14 protein-coding genes are annotated in these 17,795 nt (G+C 43.9%); 10 read left to right on the plus strand and 4 right to left on the minus strand.

Translation table 11 applies throughout. The annotated features are described in order from the left end of the window. The first annotated feature begins 25 nt into the window (after positions 1–25). Together IGI72_RS06705 and IGI72_RS06710 are read left to right on the plus strand one after the other, a co-directional pair. Entirely contained in the window at positions 26–1,927 is a 1,902-nt protein-coding gene (locus tag IGI72_RS06705; protein WP_010747921.1) for a beta-glucoside-specific PTS transporter subunit IIABC, read from the plus strand. 91 nt (positions 1,928–2,018) lie between these two features. Next, positions 2,019–3,482, plus strand: a complete 1,464-nt coding sequence (locus tag IGI72_RS06710; RefSeq protein ID WP_438753576.1) for a glycoside hydrolase family 1 protein — start codon at positions 2,019–2,021, stop codon at positions 3,480–3,482. Between the two features lie 59 nt (positions 3,483–3,541). Here IGI72_RS06710 and IGI72_RS06715 read toward each other — a convergent pair whose 3' ends face one another. The 3 genes from IGI72_RS06715 to IGI72_RS06725 all read right to left on the minus strand — a co-directional run bounded on the left by IGI72_RS06715 (position 3,542) and on the right by IGI72_RS06725 (position 5,626). Further along, entirely contained in the window at positions 3,542–3,727 is a 186-nt protein-coding gene (locus tag IGI72_RS06715; protein ID WP_438753578.1) for a hypothetical protein, read from the minus strand. Between the two features lie 359 nt (positions 3,728–4,086). After that, positions 4,087–4,344, minus strand: a complete 258-nt coding sequence (locus IGI72_RS06720) for a hypothetical protein (protein WP_005225681.1) — start codon at positions 4,342–4,344, stop codon at positions 4,087–4,089. Between the two features lie 106 nt (positions 4,345–4,450). Next, entirely contained in the window at positions 4,451–5,626 is a 1,176-nt protein-coding gene (locus IGI72_RS06725) for a helix-turn-helix domain-containing protein (RefSeq protein ID WP_438753580.1), read from the minus strand. Positions 5,627–5,785: 159 nt separating this feature from the next. Here IGI72_RS06725 and IGI72_RS06730 point away from each other — a divergent pair, with 159 nt between their 5' ends. The 7 genes from IGI72_RS06730 (at position 5,786) to IGI72_RS06760 (ending at position 15,443) form a co-directional block, all read left to right on the plus strand. Next, positions 5,786–7,987 (plus strand): glycoside hydrolase family 3 N-terminal domain-containing protein, encoded by a 2,202-nt coding sequence (locus IGI72_RS06730; RefSeq protein WP_438753582.1) that lies wholly within the window; start codon positions 5,786–5,788, stop codon positions 7,985–7,987. A gap of 19 nt (positions 7,988–8,006) precedes the next feature. After that, positions 8,007–9,359: a PTS sugar transporter subunit IIC gene (locus tag IGI72_RS06735; protein ID WP_194194708.1), complete on the plus strand. Its 1,353-nt coding sequence runs from the start codon at positions 8,007–8,009 to the stop codon at positions 9,357–9,359. A gap of 9 nt (positions 9,360–9,368) precedes the next feature. Continuing rightward, a complete protein-coding gene (locus tag IGI72_RS06740) occupies positions 9,369–10,274 on the plus strand; it encodes an ROK family protein (protein WP_438753585.1) in 906 nt (301 codons plus the stop codon). Next, a complete protein-coding gene (locus IGI72_RS06745; protein WP_016610369.1) occupies positions 10,267–11,631 on the plus strand; it encodes a glycoside hydrolase family 1 protein in 1,365 nt (454 codons plus the stop codon). Before IGI72_RS06740 ends, IGI72_RS06745 begins: the two co-directional genes overlap by 8 nt. A 3-nt stretch (positions 11,632–11,634) precedes the next feature. Beyond that, positions 11,635–12,606: an alpha/beta hydrolase gene (locus IGI72_RS06750; protein ID WP_438753587.1), complete on the plus strand. Its 972-nt coding sequence runs from the start codon at positions 11,635–11,637 to the stop codon at positions 12,604–12,606. 2 nt (positions 12,607–12,608) lie between these two features. Continuing rightward, entirely contained in the window at positions 12,609–14,309 is a 1,701-nt protein-coding gene (locus IGI72_RS06755) for a DUF4091 domain-containing protein (RefSeq protein WP_438753589.1), read from the plus strand. Positions 14,310–14,555: 246 nt separating this feature from the next. Next, the gene (locus IGI72_RS06760) at positions 14,556–15,443 is read left to right on the plus strand and encodes an SDR family oxidoreductase (RefSeq protein WP_086338394.1); all 888 of its coding nucleotides are present in this window, start codon (positions 14,556–14,558) and stop codon (positions 15,441–15,443) included. An 82-nt stretch (positions 15,444–15,525) separates the two neighbouring features. Here the strand turns inward: IGI72_RS06760 and IGI72_RS06765 are convergent, their stop codons facing one another. Further along, positions 15,526–17,031 carry a helix-turn-helix domain-containing protein gene (locus IGI72_RS06765; protein WP_438753591.1) on the minus strand — a complete coding sequence of 502 codons (1,506 nt, stop codon included), beginning with the start codon at positions 17,029–17,031 and terminating at the stop codon, positions 15,526–15,528. 184 nt (positions 17,032–17,215) lie between these two features. Between IGI72_RS06765 and IGI72_RS06770 the strand changes: the two genes are divergently transcribed. Further along, positions 17,216–17,791 carry a WxL domain-containing protein gene (locus IGI72_RS06770; RefSeq protein WP_438755067.1) on the plus strand — a complete coding sequence of 192 codons (576 nt, stop codon included), beginning with the start codon at positions 17,216–17,218 and terminating at the stop codon, positions 17,789–17,791. Positions 17,792–17,795 lie beyond the last annotated feature (4 nt).

The raw sequence follows: 17,795 nt of genomic DNA on the forward strand, positions 1-17,795 counted from the left end.
GACCAATAAAAAAGGAGCAATCAAAATGGCAAAATATACTGAATTAGCGCAAGACATTTTGGCCCACGTTGGTGGCAAAGAAAATGTCTCATCTGTAAAACACTGTGTGACTCGCTTACGGTTCCACTTAAAAGACGAAAGCAAAGCGGACACTGATTATTTGCAAAAACGTGACGGTGTCGTGACCGTCGTCAAAGCAGGCGGACAATACCAAGTCGTTATCGGCAATCATGTGCCAGATGTTTATGATGAAGTGTTGAAAGTCGGCGGATTAGCCGATGGTGGCAGTCTTGATATCGATGAAGGCGACGGGCAAAAAGGCAGCTTGTTTGACCGCTTTATCGATGTTATCTCAAGCCTGTTCCAACCGTTCTTAGGCCCATTAGCGGCAGCCGGTATCTTAAAAGGGATCACGGCGTTGCTGGCAGCAACTGGGATGGAAGCGACCAATGGTATCTATGTAGTAATGAATACTTTAGGCGATGGTTTGTTCCAATACTTACCAATGATCTTAGCCGTAACTGCAGCGAAGAAATTCAAGATGAACACCTATACAGCATTAGCGATCGCAGGGGCGATGGTCTATCCTGGCTTAGCAGAAAGTGTGGCTGAAGCGAGCAAAGTCTTCGGTTTAACCTTGACCTTGCCAGCAGGCGGTTACTTCAACAGCGTATTGCCAATTATTTTAGCGATTTTTGTCGCTTCAAAAATTGAGCAGTTTATGCGCAAAGTCACACCTGACGTAGTCAAAATGTTTGTGGTTCCGTTTGTAACGATTTTGATCACTGTGCCGTTGACCTTCTTTGTGGTAGGTCCAGTCGCAAATACAGCCTCTAGCTGGATCGGTGTTGCTTTCCAAGCAGTGTATGATTTTAGCCCAATCATCTACGGCTTTGCTTTAGGGGCATTATGGCAAGTATTAGTTATGTTTGGTCTTCACTGGGGTCTTGTGCCATTGGCGATCATGGATATGGCGCAAAACGGCTCTTCGATTATTTTGACCGCAGCAGTGCTACCATGTTTCACGCAAACGGGTGTGTTAGCAGCGATTTGGTTGAAAACGAAAGAACCAAAAGTCAAACAAGGCGCCATGCCAGCATTGATCTCATCGATCTTCGGTGTGACTGAACCTGCGATCTATGGGTACACGTTGCCAATGAAAACACCATTTATCGTTTCTTGTTTAGTTTCAGGTTTCGTCGGTATCTACTTGTCAATCTTTAACGTCACTGGTTATGCAATGGGTGGTATGGGGATCTTCTTGTATCCTGCATATATTGATCCAGCAACAGGCAGCTTCCATAGTGTGATCCACTTGGCGATCGGTACAGTGATTGCGATCGTGGCGTCATTTATCATCATGATGTTGTTGAAAGTGCCAACATTGTATACAACTGTTGATTCACCAGTCGACGGTCAAGCAACACCAGCAGCGCCAGCGCCAGAAGCAAAAACTGTTTCTGCCAGCGTCAAAGATGAAACTGTCAAAAGCCCAGTAACTGGTCAAGTGGTTGCTTTAGCAGATGTGGAAGATAAAGTCTTTTCTTCAGGTGCTATGGGAAAAGGGATCGCAGTTGAACCAGCGATCGGTGAAATCACTGCGCCAGCAGATGCAGAAGTCAAAATCTTGTTTCCAACAAAACATGCCATCGGTTTAGTGACAGAAGATGGAACAGAACTATTGATCCACATCGGCATGAATACGGTAGAACTTGAAGGCAATCACTTTACTGCCTACATCAACCAAGGAGACAAAGTCAAAGCTGGTCAAAAATTGATTTCTTTTGATACAGAGGCGATTCGTGCGGAAGGCTATTCCTTGCTGACACCAGTCATCGTCACGAACTCTAACGACTACAGTGACATCCAAACGACACAGTCAAAAGAAGTAACAGCGCAGGACGATTTGATTGAAGTCGTAAAATAAATGCGTTTAACGGCACGTCGCAGGATCAGTAAGAATGCTTTCTTGCTGATCTGCTGTGTCGATTATTAAAGAAAAAGAAAGTAGGCTAATCATGACAGAAAAACAATTTCCAAAAGGCTTTTTATGGGGCGGCGCCACTGCAGCCAACCAATTTGAAGGAGCATGGAACGAAGGCGGACGTGGTCCAGCGACATCCGATACAGCGATCGCTGTCAAACCAGAAGACCGCAAAAACATGGCAGAATTTGCTGCACCAATGACACGGGAAAAAGTTTTGTTTGCCTTAAATGACAAAGAAGGCTTGTATCCAAAACGTTGGGGGTCAGACTTCTACCATCGCTACAAAGAAGATATCGCTTTGTATGCAGAGATGGGCTTCAAAACCTTCCGTCTGTCCATCGCTTGGTCAAGAATTTTTCCAAATGGTGACGATGCTCAGCCAAATGAAGAGGGCTTGCAATTTTATGACAATGTGTTTGATGAGTGTGCGAAATACGGGATCGAACCCTTAGTGACCCTCTCTCACTACGAAACACCTATTGGGATCGCGTTGAACTATGGCGGCTGGAAAAATCGCCAAGTGATCGATTTGTTCGTCAAATACGCAGAAACCGTGTTGACCCGCTACAAAGACAAAGTCAAATACTGGTTGACCTTCAATGAAATCAATATCATGGGGATCTCTGGCTATGTTGGTGGTGCCTTGTTATCCGAAGACGGGACACAAAACCTTTCTGACATGTATCAAGCCGTGCATCATCAATTTGTGGCTTCTAGTTTAGCAACAAAATTTGCCCACGAAATCAATCCTGACATTAAAGTAGGGATGATGTTGGCACGAATGCAAGCTTACCCAGCTACACCAAATCCAGCAGATGTGATGGAAGAAATCAAGCGTGACCACGAGAATCTCTTCTTCTCTGATGTCCAAGTTCGTGGGAAGTATCCCGCATATACGAAGCGCTTCTTTAAAGAAAACGGCATCGAAGTGACCTTCGAAGACGGCGATTTGGACATTCTTGCGCAATACCCTGTCGACTTCATGTCCTTTTCTTACTACATGAGTTCTATTGCCCGCCACAATCCTGAAGAAGGCGGCGAAGCAACTGCTGGCAACTTTTCTTTAGGCGAATCAAACCCTTACTTGGAAGCCTCTGACTGGGGGTGGCAAATCGATCCAATCGGCTTGCGTGTGACTTTGAATAACTTGTACGACCGCTACCAAGTACCGTTGTTTATCGTTGAAAACGGCTTAGGTGCCTTGGATACAGTGGAAGAAGATGGTTCAATCCATGACAGCTATCGCATCGATTATTTGAAGGCGCATATCGAACAGATGTATGAAGCGATCGAAGATGGTGTGGAATTGATGGGCTATACGCCTTGGGGTTGTACCGACTTAGTATCGGCTTCCACGTCAGAAATGTCGAAACGCTACGGCTTTGTCTATGTAGACGCGGATGATGAAGGAAACGGCAGCTTTGACCGTTCCCGCAAAGATAGTTTCTACTGGTACAAAGAAGTGATTGCCACCAATGGCGGTAGTTTGTTATAGGATTAAAAACTAAACCAAAGCGGCTCTCTTTTGTGAGAGCCGCTTTTTTTTTGCTGGGTTTAGAGAACAAAGAAGAAAAAGGGAATCAGCAGCTGCCATGCCAGAAAAATCAAAGATACAGTCAGCGCCCACTTCTTCATTTTTGGCTTAGGCACAACGGATTCAGGCATCAAATACACAAGGGAAAAAACCGTGAGAAAAAATAGCAGGGGCAGTGGTTGGACGACAAAGGTCAGCCAGTTCATAGGAAACGCTCCTTTCAAGAGGTTTGATGATTCTTTGTTATGATGTGGTAATTTACAATTTCATTATATATTTAATTATTTAGGAAGGCAATATGTTCTAGGGGATCGCAAGTGTCACAACGAAAGGAATCAGAGAGAAAGGCTTGGCATGCCGTGATCGGCGAAAAGTGATTTTTTCATCAAAGTAAACTGAATAAGAATGAGTGAGGATGACAATAAAAAAATCCCCTCGAAAGGGGATCATGAGCCGTAATCCTTACGAAGGGGATGAAAGGAGCTGCTTCATAGGTATAGATCGTCTTTTTTGTAGTCAAAAGGCATTAAGAGGGCGTTTTGGCACGAGTCAGGCGCAGCTGCAGTCAACGTTTTCTACTACGCAAATAAAAAATATACCCAAGCAGACTAGCAGAAATCAAGAAACCCATAAAATAAACGGTTAGTTTCATATCTGGCATGACATAGGAGTATTCTAAGATTTTACAAACAAAGATGATCAAAGAAACAGTGATCGTTAGAGAAACCCATGTGAAACGCGGCAGTCGTTTCGTTAGGAAGACCAAACCTAACGAAAAAAAGATGACTGGTACCCAAAAGATCAAGCGAGCAAGTTGGATCATTTTATCTCTCCTCATTCAAATTGATTTGAGTAAAAGGATAGCTTAAAACGCTTGTTATTAAAAATGATAGCCATTGCTTCTGAGTATTTTTTCGTAAATTGTGTTTTCAACTTAAAGCATGGGCGTAATGCTGCTCTTTAAATTCTTTTGGTGTTTGCCCCGTCACTGCTTTGAAATTGCGGATAAAATGGCTCTGATTGGCAAAGGCTAATTGGGTGCTGATTTTTTCGTAGGAATAGTCTGTGAACAACAATAAATGCTTGGCTTCACTGATTTTTCGTTCCTGAATGTAACTGTGGATCGTTTTGTTCATTTCTTTTTTGAATTGATTGCACAGATGGGTCTTGTGTTTTTGAGTAATGGCAGCGAGGTCATCAATGGTCACTTTTTCGTAGAGATGGCTATCAACATGATTCACGATCGTTTTGACCAGCAGCGATTTTTTCGCCAGCGGGTAGCTGTGTAAAAGCTCCATGAAGCGGTAGGTCGCTTCTTTGATATAGCGAAGGCATTCCTCAGCAGAATGAATATAAACCAGACCTTGGATCAAGGAATCAGATAAGCCGAATGCTTGGTTGACTGGTACTCCTTCGTCAATGCTCATGCGGGTCACGACAGCGACAAATGCCGAAAATTTTAGTTTCAACCCTTCAAGCTCATAAGGAGAGAGCGACACGCTGTAGGTCTCTTTCATTTTGTTGAACACCCAAACCACTTTTTCAGGCTCATTACGTTTGATGTAGTCGAGATAACGCAATTCAAAATGGTAGGAATCAAAGGTGGCTTCATGCACCCGACGTTCGTAAAGATTGGTTTCCAAACTAAGATCTGTTTGCATGGATCGGTCATGAGGCTCGTTTTGGTAATGCCAATGAATTTGATCTTTTGCAAGAGGTTGCTCCGCAAACAGCGTATAAAGCAGCTGGATGTACTCTTCAAAGGAGTATTTGTCTTCTTTTGAGTAGTGCACATTGTAGTGGTATTCGTGTTCAAGAAACAGGTAAGACGTATCTGGTGTACCAATCACACCACAGGGTCCGATGACCATATAACAGGTTTTTCCAGCTAACTGAAATGCAAAACAACCAAGCATATATTTGCCGTAATGATAGAGATTCGCAATTGGGCCGTTCGTTTCTTCCAAATAGTGTTTCAGAGGATTCTGGGCTGTTAGGGTGAGTGGGGGATACAAAGGAGTTCCTTCTTGATCCAAGATGATCATTGGAATCAAATATTTGCGATACAGCAGATCCATGGCGGTCGTAAGTGTTGTTTTGTTCATGAGACACCTCAAATCCAAACATTGTTTTTTCTTTTAGTATAACGTAAATTTTTTCGCATTCAATAAATATTTTATTATAAACACTAGTTTCTTAGTATATCTAAGGAAGGATTCTTTCTATAATTCAGATAAATAAAACGGTTACAGGAAGGAGCAAACATGGATAGTAAAAAATTGAAAGAATTGTTTCAGCAATTGACGCCAGAAGAAAAAATCGCTCAGACGATTCAATTGAATGGCAGTTTAGTCATTGAAAATGAGGTGATGTCTACGGGACCGATGCAAGATCTAGGACTTCCCAAATCGTTGAAGATTCATGAGATTGGCTCAATCTATAATGTCAATGATCATCAAAAATTGATTCAGTTGCAAAGGGAAACGTTGGCACACAGCCGACTTAAGATTCCCATGCTGTTTATGTCTGATGTCATCTACGGGTTTCGGACGATTTTTCCGATCCCCCTTGCGCAAGCAGGTTCTTATGATTTTGACCTGATCGAGGAAGCCGCTGAGATGACCGCCAAAGAATGTTACCAAAATGGCCTTCATGTGATCTTTTCACCCATGCTGGATCTTGTTCGCGATCCTCGCTGGGGGCGGGTGATGGAGTCGCCAGGAGAAGATGTTTATACTGCCAAACGTTTTGCTAAAAGCGTCGTGACCGGTTACCAAGGCAATCTTGATCAAGGAGTGGCAGACAATCACGTTGCTGCTTGCATCAAACATTTTGCCGGTTACGGTGCACCCGAAGCAGGCAGAGAATACAATACGGTCGATATGTCGAATCAGCGCTTATTCAATGAATATTTGCAACCCTATCAAGCGGCGATCGAAGCCCAAGCACTGCTAGTGATGACGGCCTTCAACCTTTTGAATGGTGAACCTGCAACGGGTAGCCGCTGGCTGAACCGAGAGATTTTGCGCGAACGATTCGGTTTTGATGGGGTATTGGTCTCCGATCATGCGGCCATCAAAGAATTGGTCCCTCATGGCTTTGCTAAAGATGAACGGGAGGCCGCTCAGAAAGGTTTGGAAGCGGGCGTTGATTTTGATATGATGACATCGGTCTATGCGACGCACTTGCCAGAACTGATCAAACAACCCGAATTAGCAGCTTTGTTGGATGAAGCAGTCTGGCGAATTCTCGTATTAAAAAATCAATTAGGTTTGTTTGAGGAACCCTATCGAGGGTTGAAAACGCAACAGACTGGAGAGGTTTTGTCGGAGGAAGCCAAAGAACTAGCCGTTAAGTTAGTGGAAAAAAGTTGCGTGCTTTTAAAAAATGAGGGCAGCTTACCTTTGAAAAAAGACCAAACCGTCGCTGTGATCGGTCCTTATGGAGAAAGCCGGTTGACATTAGGCTTTTGGGCGTCAGTTAGCGGCAAGCCACAAGATACGATTCCTTTAAAAACTGGTTTGCTGAAGCACTTCGCACCCGAAAACCTGATCTTTGCTCGTGGATACAATTTATTCGATTCGTATGAGCAATTTGGTCCTTTAAAAGTCGGAATCGAACAGCTGAATGGACCGATCGAACCAGAAGACCAGCTGCTTTTAGAAGCCGTCAAAGCGGCTGAGGCTGCAGAGGTCATCGTCTTGACTTTTGGGGAACAATTTTTGGAGAGCGGCGAAGGGGCATCAAAAGCTCATTTGCAGCTGCCAATGAAACAAATGCGTTTGATCCAAGCGTTGAAAAAAACTGGCAAGCCTTTGATTGGCGTGCTTTACACTGGCAGACCGTTAGTCTTAACACAAGTGGAAGCATTATTTGATAGTCTGTTGCTCGTTTGGTATCCAGGAACGATGGGCGGGATCGGGATCGCCAATCTGTTGAGTGGGCAGGCTTCTCCGACGGCAAAACTGGCGATGACCTTTCCTCGTAGTGAAGGACAGATTCCACTATACAGTGCCCAGATGCCAACGGGCAGACCTTTGACAGATAGTGAGCATTCTGATCGCTTTTTGTCAAAATACCGCGATGAATCAAATGAACCCTTATTCGCATTCGGAACAGGTCTTAGTTACAGTACGTTTACTGGTGAATGGCTTGGTAGTGAAGTATCTAGCGAGACGATCCAATTGGCTTATCGAGTGAAAAACCAATCAGCAACAGCTGCAGAAACCGTCATTCAACTTTATCTCATGCAGCGCCCAGCGGCAATGGTTCGTCCAAGTCGCCAATTAATCGCAAGTGACCTCATCTCATTCGCACCCCAGGAAGAAAAAAAGCGAAAATTATCACTGCCGTTGTCAGAACTTGTTTTCTATGACAATCAAGGGACCAAACATTTTACCAAAGGGACTTATCGATTCCTAATACGGATCGATCAAAAAGAAACGATGCTTAGTGTAACGATCTAAACTAAAGGAGTGAGAAAGAATGGAAAAATTAGAAACATTTTTAAGTAGCAAACTATTACCAATGTCACAAAAATTACAACAAAACAAAGTCTTGGCCGCTTTGATGGAAGGCTTTATTCGAACAAGTCCCATCACTTTAGGAATTGCGTTTATCACGATCATTGGAAATTTTCCGATTCCCGGTTGGACGGACTATTTGACGAAAATTGGCATCTTCCAACATGTTGAAGCGATCACCAACGGAGCAACTGGCGTTTTTGCCCTATATGTCGTATACAGTTTGGCGTATTCTTACGCAAAACAGTTAGGAAGCAACGAACGCAACTCGGCGATTATTTCTTTAGCTAGTTTCATTATGTTGATGCCCCAAACCGTCGCAACGACCGTCATGCAAGATGGCCAAGCAGTGGAACAAACGATTGGTGCCTTGAAGCTTGATTTCTTAGGCGGCCAAGGACTGTTTATCGGCATGCTGACCGCTTTGTTGGTCACTCGCTTTTATGCTTTCTTGTCGAGAAAAAATATTATGATCAAACTGCCAGATAGTGTTCCTCCAATGGTGACCCAGTCCTTAGCACCAGTTTTTGTTGTCACGATCATTTTTGCAGTCGTCTTTGTCTTACGGGTCTTATTTGGGTTTACTTCATCTGGTTCGATTTTCCAATTCTTTATCGATGTGATCAATGCGCCGTTGAACTCCTTAGTTGCCAGCCCGCTATCGATCATCATCATTATGGAATTATTAGCCGTTTTATGGTTCTTCGGAATTCATAATGCAGTTTTACAAGGACCGCTCGGCGCGATTAGTATGACCATGGTCGTTTCGAATATTGCCGCTTACCAACAAGGACAAGAACTGCCTTATCTGATTCCTTCAGTGATTTATATGGGTATGTATGCTGCTGGCTTCATGGGCTTTGTGACCTTCTTTATGATCCGCAGCAAATCGGCAAAAATGAAACAATTAGGAAAATTGTCGTTTATCCCGTCGATCTTTAATATCACAGAGCCAATCATGTTTGGGATGCCGATTATTTTGAATCCGTTGTTCTTTATTCCGCAAGTCTTTACACAATTGATCGCTGGCTTTGTGACCTGGGGATTGGCGACTACGATCCTCCCAATCAGCTTGAATCCAACCATGAGTCTATTGCCATGGACGACACCGACTTTTATCAAAATGCCATTTTCAGGAGGGCTTAACTACACGATCTTAATGATCATCTGTATGCTGATCGGTATTGTGATGTGGTATCCGTTCCTAAAAATTGCGGATAAAAAAGAGTACGAATTAGAACTGGCTGCTGAAAAAAAGCAAGCAAGTGAAGCAGCAAAAATGACAGAAAAAGTCGTGGAAGAAATTCAAGCGTAAACAAAGGAAGTGGCACATTTGGTTTATTTAGGAATTGATATCGGTGGGTCGCACATCAAAACGGGATGGGTCGAACACAACGAGGTCAGCAAACGGCGCACCATTTTAACCCCTGCAGCTTTGGAACCTTTTAAAGAAGCTATCAAAGGGCTCTTGCAAAGCTATGCCCGTCAAGTTTCTTTCACCAAAGTCGCGATCGCAGTCCCTGGTTCAGTTAATGAAACAGGGACGGTCTTCTTTGGTGGTGCCTTGCCATACCTTGATGGGGTAAATTTGCCAGAATTGATCTGCCAGTTAAGCGATGGCATGGTGACAGAGGTTACTGTCGAAAACGACGCAAAAGCCGCCGCACTAGGGGAAATGAAAGCTGGCAATCTTCAAGGTATCCAAAATGGTGCGGCAATCATTTTAGGAACCGGTGTGGGGGTCGGCCTTTGTCTGAATGGAACACTCTATCGCGGGCATCATGGACAAGCTGGTGAAGTCAGTTTTATGATTCGTGACCGACAAATGAGAGGCGCGGACTCTTTTGTGGGGATCGGTCTTTCGGCTGTCGGATTGATTGAGCGTTTGGCTACTAGTATGGCTGTTGCGCCTGAGGGTCCTTTGGTCTTTGATACCCTTACGAAAACTGCTGATCCGGAGGCGGAAGCTTTATTTTTAGCCTATACCAAAGAAATCGCTGTCTTGTGCTTCGATCTTCAATGTCTTTTAGCTCTGGAGAAAATCGTTATCGGTGGCGGGATCAGCCGTCAACCACGCTTGATCGAAGCCATAGCTAGCAGCTATCAAGCTATTTTTAAAACCGCACCAATCATTGAGAAAACGCTGCAGCCAGTTGCGATCCAAGCCGCTTATTTTCAAGCGGACGCCAATTTGATCGGCGCAGCTAAGGAGGAACCGTGGGATGAGTAAATTTCCAGAAGCATTTTTGTGGGGAGCATCCACTAGTGCTTATCAAGTAGAGGGCGCATGGGCGGAAGACGGCAAAGGTCCCTCAGTGCAAGATATCAAAGAGATTCCGCAAGGGACCACTGATTTTAAAGTAGCATCAGATCACTATCACCGATATGAAGAAGATGTGAAACTGTTTAAAGAATTAGGGTTAAAAGCCTATCGTTTTTCCATATCATGGAGCCGCGTCATGCCCGATGGTCAGGTCAACCCAGCAGGATTAGCGTTTTATCAAAAACTGATCGATCTGCTACTAGAAAACGAGATTCAACCGATCGTCACCGTTTTCCATTTTGACCTTCCTGTCGCGATCGCAAAGCAAGGCGGATGGGAAAACCGAGAGACGATCCAAGCATTTGCTGATTACTGCCAAGTACTGTTCGAAAACTTTGGGCAACAAGTTCCGTTATGGCAAACCATCAACGAGCAAAATGTGATGGCACTTGCTGGTTCGGTCATTGGTACGAGTCAAAAATCCATGAAAGAAAAATTTCAAGAAAATCATCATATGCTGGTGGCACAAGCATTGGTCACCCAGCAGTTTCATGCAGGCAATTTTAGCGGCAAGATTGGCCCAGCACCGAATATCGCCAGTGTCTATCCAGCTTCTGAAAAACCAGCAGATCAGCTGGCAGCTCTATATATGAGTGCGCTGAGAAATTGGTTATTCCTAGATGCGGCTGTTTTCGGAACGTACAATCACAACGCATGGCATTTATTAGAGAAGATTGGCGCAGCACCGACAGTCACTGAAGCAGATCGAAAAATTTTGGCAGCGGGTACCTGTGATTACATCGCATTGAATTATTATAATACGATGACCGTCAGCAGCTATTTTCAAAAAGAAACGAAACTCGATCAACAATCTGGTTTCGGGATTCCAGGCTTTTTCCAAGCAGTAGAAAACACCCATTTGCCAATGACTGAATTCGGCTGGCCGATTGATCCAGAGGGCTTTCGCTTTACGTTGAACGAAATCTATTCCCGTTATCGTCTACCGCTCTTGATCACGGAAAACGGGATCGGTGCCAAGGATGTTTTGACAACTGATGGAAAAATCCATGATGATTATCGCATCGACTATTTGCAGCAGCACATAAAGCAGCTGGCATTGGCGATCGAAGATGGTGTCGATGTGATCGGCTATTGCCCGTGGAGTGCCATTGATCTAGTCAGTACTCACGAAGGCATCGCTAAACGTTACGGGTTTATCTATGTCAATCGTACGGACGAGCAGCTGTTGGACTTGGCACGATACAAGAAAGATAGTTTTTATTGGTATCAAAACGTCATCGATAAAAATGGGTTAGGAGAGTAAGCGGTGTTTATTCAGGAATATCTATTTGATCCAGAAGCGCAAGCCGGTCTGACAGTGTATCTGCATGAGGAAAAAGCCGAGTATGAACGGGTGGGTGATCGTCCGTTTGTCTTGGTGATTCCTGGCGGCGGCTACTCCTTTTGCAGTGAGCGGGAAGCCGAGCCGATCGCTTTAAATTTTGCTGCCCAAGGCTTTCACTCAGGAGTCTTGCGCTATCATGTGGGGACACATCGCAGTTTCAGCCATTCTTTAGAAGATGCCGAAAAAGCGATTGCCAAAATCCAAGAACTAACCAGTGAATGGGGAATCGATAGCGAAAAAATCGCTGTGATCGGCTTTTCTGCTGGCGGTCATTTGGCAGCGGCGTTATCGACACTCTCCCCAATGAAACCGAGCTTATGTATGTTAGGCTACCCAGCGATAGTGTCTTCATTTGCTGCTGTGATGAAGATCGATGCCCCTTCATTAGAGAAATGTGTCACAAAAGATACGCCACCCACCTTTTTGTTTTCAACCTTTGAAGACAATGTCGTTCCTATCGAAAATTCATTGGCGTATCTGCAAGCCCTAGAAGAGCACGAGGTTCCCTTTGAAAGTCATATTTTCCAAAAAGGACGTCACGGTCTTTCTTTGGCGACCGAACGCTTCGGTAATCGGAAAGAGATGGTCGATCCACGCTTTGCCCGTTGGTTTGATGAATGCGTCGAATGGCTAGAGTTGAACTGGGCAGATAAAGTTGCCCAGCCAGCTTTGTTTCCTGATTTAGGGCAGTGGCCAATTCGAGCGTTGCTTGAATCAGGGGAAAACAAACGCTTGCTGTTGCAGGCTTTTCCATCATGGGCAGACAAAAGCCGCTTAAAAATCGTAAAAAACATCAGCTTGCAGCAACTACTAACGATCATGCCAGAAGCGTTTGAAAATGTTTCTTATCAAAAGCTTGTATCGCAGCTGATTGATCCTAGAAAGGAAGAGTAAAAATGAAAGCAATCCTGGTCCATGAAAGCTATAAGGCTTCAACAGAATTGATCACCCAAGAACCACAAGCGATTGAACAGTTATCAGCTGTTCGTAACAGTACTGCTGCTTGTCAGCTGCTGCTGCACGATGGCAATCGCAATCATTATATTATTGGCGACGAGTTTTCGATCCCCGATGAAATCGAAATTCCCATGATACGTGTTGAGATTTTTAGCGAATTGCCGGTCAAAGCGCAATTCGTCGATTATTATGTCGGTCAGCAGGAATTGGCGTACGCCGATAAATTGCTTGAACGAACTGCCAAAACCTATCCTGGCGATCGCTTTGCGCCTCTTTATTTGGAGTGGCAGGTCGATGAGACGATCAAACCGCAAGCATATCCCGTGAAAATCAAGGTCTATCGGGCACACTTGACTAGCCATGAGGAGTGCTTATTAGAAAAGAACCTAACGATTGAAGTGGATGGCTTTACTTTTCCAAAAGACTATTTAGAGACGTTCCACTTAAATATGTGGCAGCAGCCCAGCAATTTGGCTCGCACCTTTGACGTTCCGTTATGGAGCGATGCCCACTTTGACTTGATCAAGGAAATGGCTGAGAGTCTCGCTGCGATCGGACAAAAAGCGATCACAGTGATCGCCGGAGAGATCCCATGGAAGGGCTGGTTCAATTACATCGTCAAAGATTATCCTGCTAATTTATATGAGTATTCGATGGTCAAGGTCAAAAAGACGCCAGACGGAGAACTGTCCTGTGATTTTTCTGTGCTGACGCGTTACTTGGATTGTTTTTTTGCTGCGGGTATCAAAGAAGAAATTGACGTGTTTGGTTTATTAGGGGTCTGGGAGCCGCCATTTTTCCCGCTGGTCAACTTGGACCATCCAGAAAAGTTGGTGATTCGTTTTTACGATGAGGGAAAAGGCACCTTTGGCTTTCTCAATCAAAAAGCTGATTTGCAGGAGTATCTACGCCAAGTATTTGATTATTTTAAAGGGAAGAATCTATGGGAGAAGGTTCGCATCGTTTCTGACGAACCGAAGAAACAGCAAATCGACAGTTTCCGAGCCTCGTTAGCGGTCTTAAAAGAAATTGATCCGTCGATCCAGATCAAAGCTGCTTTTGATAAAGAAGACGTATTGTTTGAGCTGCTGCCAGTGATCGATCATCCTGTGACTTCCTATTACTGTACTTGCAACCATTACGAATCACTGATAAAAAGCCATCCAGGGAAGATGCAGTACTATGTCTGCAATTATCCCGACAAACCTAATACCTTTTTGCATAGTCCCTTGTTAGAAACGCGAATGCAAGGAATCTTATCGTATCAGTTCAAAACAGACGGCTTTCTGCGTTGGGCATACAATTGCTGGCCAGAACAGGCTCGGACCGATATTCGATACAACACGAGCTCACTACCGATTGGTGATCTTTGTTTCGTCTATCCTGGGAATCACGGACATATATTGTTGTCTCTAAGATATAAGCAACTCCAACGGGGAATTGAAGATTTTTATCTTTTGAAGACAGCCCACGCTGCTCAACCGAAGCAAACGGACGCCTTAGTAGCAGATTTTCTTAAAGTTACAGACACCAAACACTGGATGATCGACAGCCACCACAGTCATCCCGATGTTTTTCTACAGACCGCAAAGGAGATGGAGGCCTTTTGTCGGGCACTGCTCGAACTGCTAGAAAAGTAGCAAAATCAACCATTGCACACAGAAACTTCACTACGATTTCCCAGCAGAATGATGAGATGCCTGGGGGCGTTCTCACTACTGAGTCATGCAGCATTTTCGTTTTACTAAGCATCTGTTTTCTTACGGATGCTTTTTTTCTGGTGAGCGTTTCGTTTCTCATTCCCTCCATCTTCCTTTACACTTTTAAGTAAGGTCATAACAAACGATGACAAATAAGAAGTAGAAATAATCAAGGAGGAAACGAGCATGTCAGAAAAAATCAACAATCCGTTAACGAAGTATTATGATGGCACATTTGAAAAACAGGTGCAAGAAGCACCGGCGATTCAAGGAAAGATGCAGCCAGTACCTGATTGCGGGGAAGAAAGCTACTCAGGTTCAGACAAATTAGCTGGACGCAAAGCATTAGTGACCGGTGGTGATTCTGGTATTGGTCGAGCAGCAGCGATCGCTTTTGCCAAAGAAGGCGCCGATGTTGCAATCAACTATCTTCCTTTTGAAGAAGAAGACGCGCAAGAAGTCAAAGCAGTCATTGAAAAAGCTGGACGCAAAGCCGTCTTGATCCCAGGAGACTTGAAAGATGAAACCTTCGCTCGTCAATTGGTTCATGAAGCAGCCAAAGAATTAGGCGGGTTAGATACGTTGGTTCTAAATGCTGGGATGCAACAAGCAGTGAAGGACATCAAAGAGTTGACTACGCAACAAATTCAAGACACCTTTACAACGAATATCATCTCGATGTATTGGACAGTCCAAGAAGCATTGGATTACTTACCAGCTGGTGGAAGCATCATCACGACCACTTCGATCCAAAGTGCGGAACCAAGCGCCCATCTTTTAGACTATGCAGCCACGAAAGGTGCCATTACTTCCTTTAGTAAAGGGCTAGCTGCGCAATTAAGTGAAAAAGGCATTCGGGTCAATACCGTTGCGCCTGGTCCAATCTGGACGCCACTTCAAATTTCTGGTGGACAACCACAATCTGCGATCCCAGAATTTGGTCAAAAAGAATTGATGAAACGTGCTGGACAACCAGTCGAATTAGCACCAGTCTACGTTTTCCTAGCCTCTGATGAAGCAAGCTATGTAACTGGTCAAGTGTACAGTGTAACGGGTGGTAGCTTCTTCGCTTAACAATCCCTGGATAAATTTGTAGGAAAAAAGCTCGAGCAAAGATGCTCGGGCTTTTTTTTGGGATGAAAATGGAATCGGCAGCTTACTTTCCTTGTTTGGCAAACATCTTGGACATCATCAGTTGATTGATCTTTGCAAAAACGGCTGCCCACTCTTGTTCGGCTTGCAGGTTAGACAGTAAGACTAATTTTTCGGAAAAAATCACTTCTTCATAACTATCGGTGATCAATAGATCGGCTGCTTCCATCTGGTTAATAAAAGTCACTGATGCTTTGGAATAAATCGAATGGATCCTTGTCTCGATCATTTGCTTCGTGCGGTATTGGATCGTCGTTTGAATATAGACCGACACGGTCGGGGGCGTATTCATCTGTGTTTCTAAAAACAAGAGATGCGCAAGATAAGGCAACTGTGTCTGTTCAAAATACTCTTTGTCCAAGTCAGCAAATGGATACCTTTCAACATGGGTCAGTAAAAGCTTGCAGATTGCTTCATAGGTTTTGTCTTTCGAAGGAGTGTTTTCGGTCAACAGTTGGTGTTCGAGCTGCCACACTTCCAGAAGATCGATACCGATAATGATCGATAGGTTGAAGACCAGCAGACAGCTGCTTAATAATTTTTCAAATTCGGCGACTTCCTGACTTGGAGCAAAGGTATCGTGCCAGTCTTTGATCATTGCAGTGAAAAAGCGCACAAGATCGGTATCAGAATGTTTGATCTCTTGGATGATCGCTTGATTCTTCTCTTGGGGAATTACCCCTGGCAAAAAGACATGCAAAAAGAAATTTAAGTAAAGATATTCTGACTGAAGCGTCTTTTCTGAGGCATAATCGGCACTCAAAAAAAGCGATTCGAGGATTTCCTCTGGTAAAAAACAATAAAAATTCATCAATCCCATGTATTTTTCAGGGATCGCTGGCAAATATTTTTTCTGGATCGTTCGGCTGACCACTGCTTGCCAAAATGCAGCGAGTTTATTTTTCGTCAACGGATCAAAGTGAGAAACAGCAAAGAACGCTGTAAACTCTTCGACATTTTTATGGGAAACGCTCGGCAATAGCCACAAATCAGCTGGCGCGCTTTGAGTCAAGAAACTGTAGGTGAAAATACGGATATCTAGCTCTTTTCCAGCAAGAACGATGCGGTTATTCAGGTCTGTTCGAATTTGGATTTGAAATTTGTCCAATAGTTGGTTGATTTTCTTGATCAACCGATACATATGCGATTGGCTGACATGCAAATCCAAACATAATTGCGTCAAGGTCATTTGCGGGCGCCCAATCAAGTAGTGAATCAAGGTGTATTGTGTGGAGTTGAGCAAATAATGGTACATCAATTTTGCATAGAAAGGTTCATCATCCTCTGCTCGCTCAACAAAATACTGATTGTAATGATTTTTTGATAGAAGCAGGTGAGGGGAGAGCAGCTGCAAATCTTCATTTAAAAAATAAATATATTTTTGCAGACTTTTTTGTGGGATGTTCAAAACTTCTGACAGTTGGACCAATGTCACACCATTGGAATTACAGACAACTTTGAAAATCTCTAATTTCTTTTCTTCTGCGGGAGAAATGAATTCTCGATACATAAGGGATTCTCCTTTTTGGCGTTTTTTTTACGCTAAATCTGTGAACCGTATGATAACCATGATGGATTATACTTATGATAGATGAGAATAGAATGAAAAAACACCAATTAAATTATTATTTTTTAAGGCTGTTTTTTCGATTAACCTCGGTTTCTCATTAAAAAAAGTGAAGGAAGAGATGAAAATGAACAAAAAGGCAGTAATGTTAGGTTTAGTCGGAATGGGTTTAGGAATGGCGCCGACTGCGGCAGCTGCAGCAGAAGCGAATCCAACGGCTTCAATGACGAGTCAAGCAACGCTAACGATCGAACAAGGAATCTTGTCACTGGATCAGGTGACTAATTTTAACTTCGGTACAAGCAGTATCCAAGAGATCGCTACCGATGAACAAGTGATTCAAACAACGTCGAATGAAGTGACATCGATCACGGATTACCGTGGGCCGAATCAAGCTGGCTGGCAGTTGACGGCGCAATTATCGAAAATGACGAATGCTAGCGATAACGAGCTGGCAAATGCCAAAGTCACTTTAAATGGTACAACGGCTTCTGGCGATGCAGCGCTAGTCGCGGGCACCGAATTGATGGTAGGGGCAACAGACCCAACGCTGATTGCTTCTGCTGATGGCACAACTGGCTTAGCAACCAATGACTTTAACTTTTCCAATGCTTCATTAACCGTACCGAAGCAAAATGTGAATAGCGGCACTTATAGCGGCACGATCACTTGGACATTAGCGAACACGTATCAAGCAGAGTAGGAAA

The sequence above is a fragment of the Enterococcus sp. DIV1059_2 genome (assembly GCF_051713685.1).
In the GTDB taxonomy this organism is placed as follows: Bacteria; Bacillota; Bacilli; order Lactobacillales; family Enterococcaceae; genus Enterococcus_D; species Enterococcus_D casseliflavus.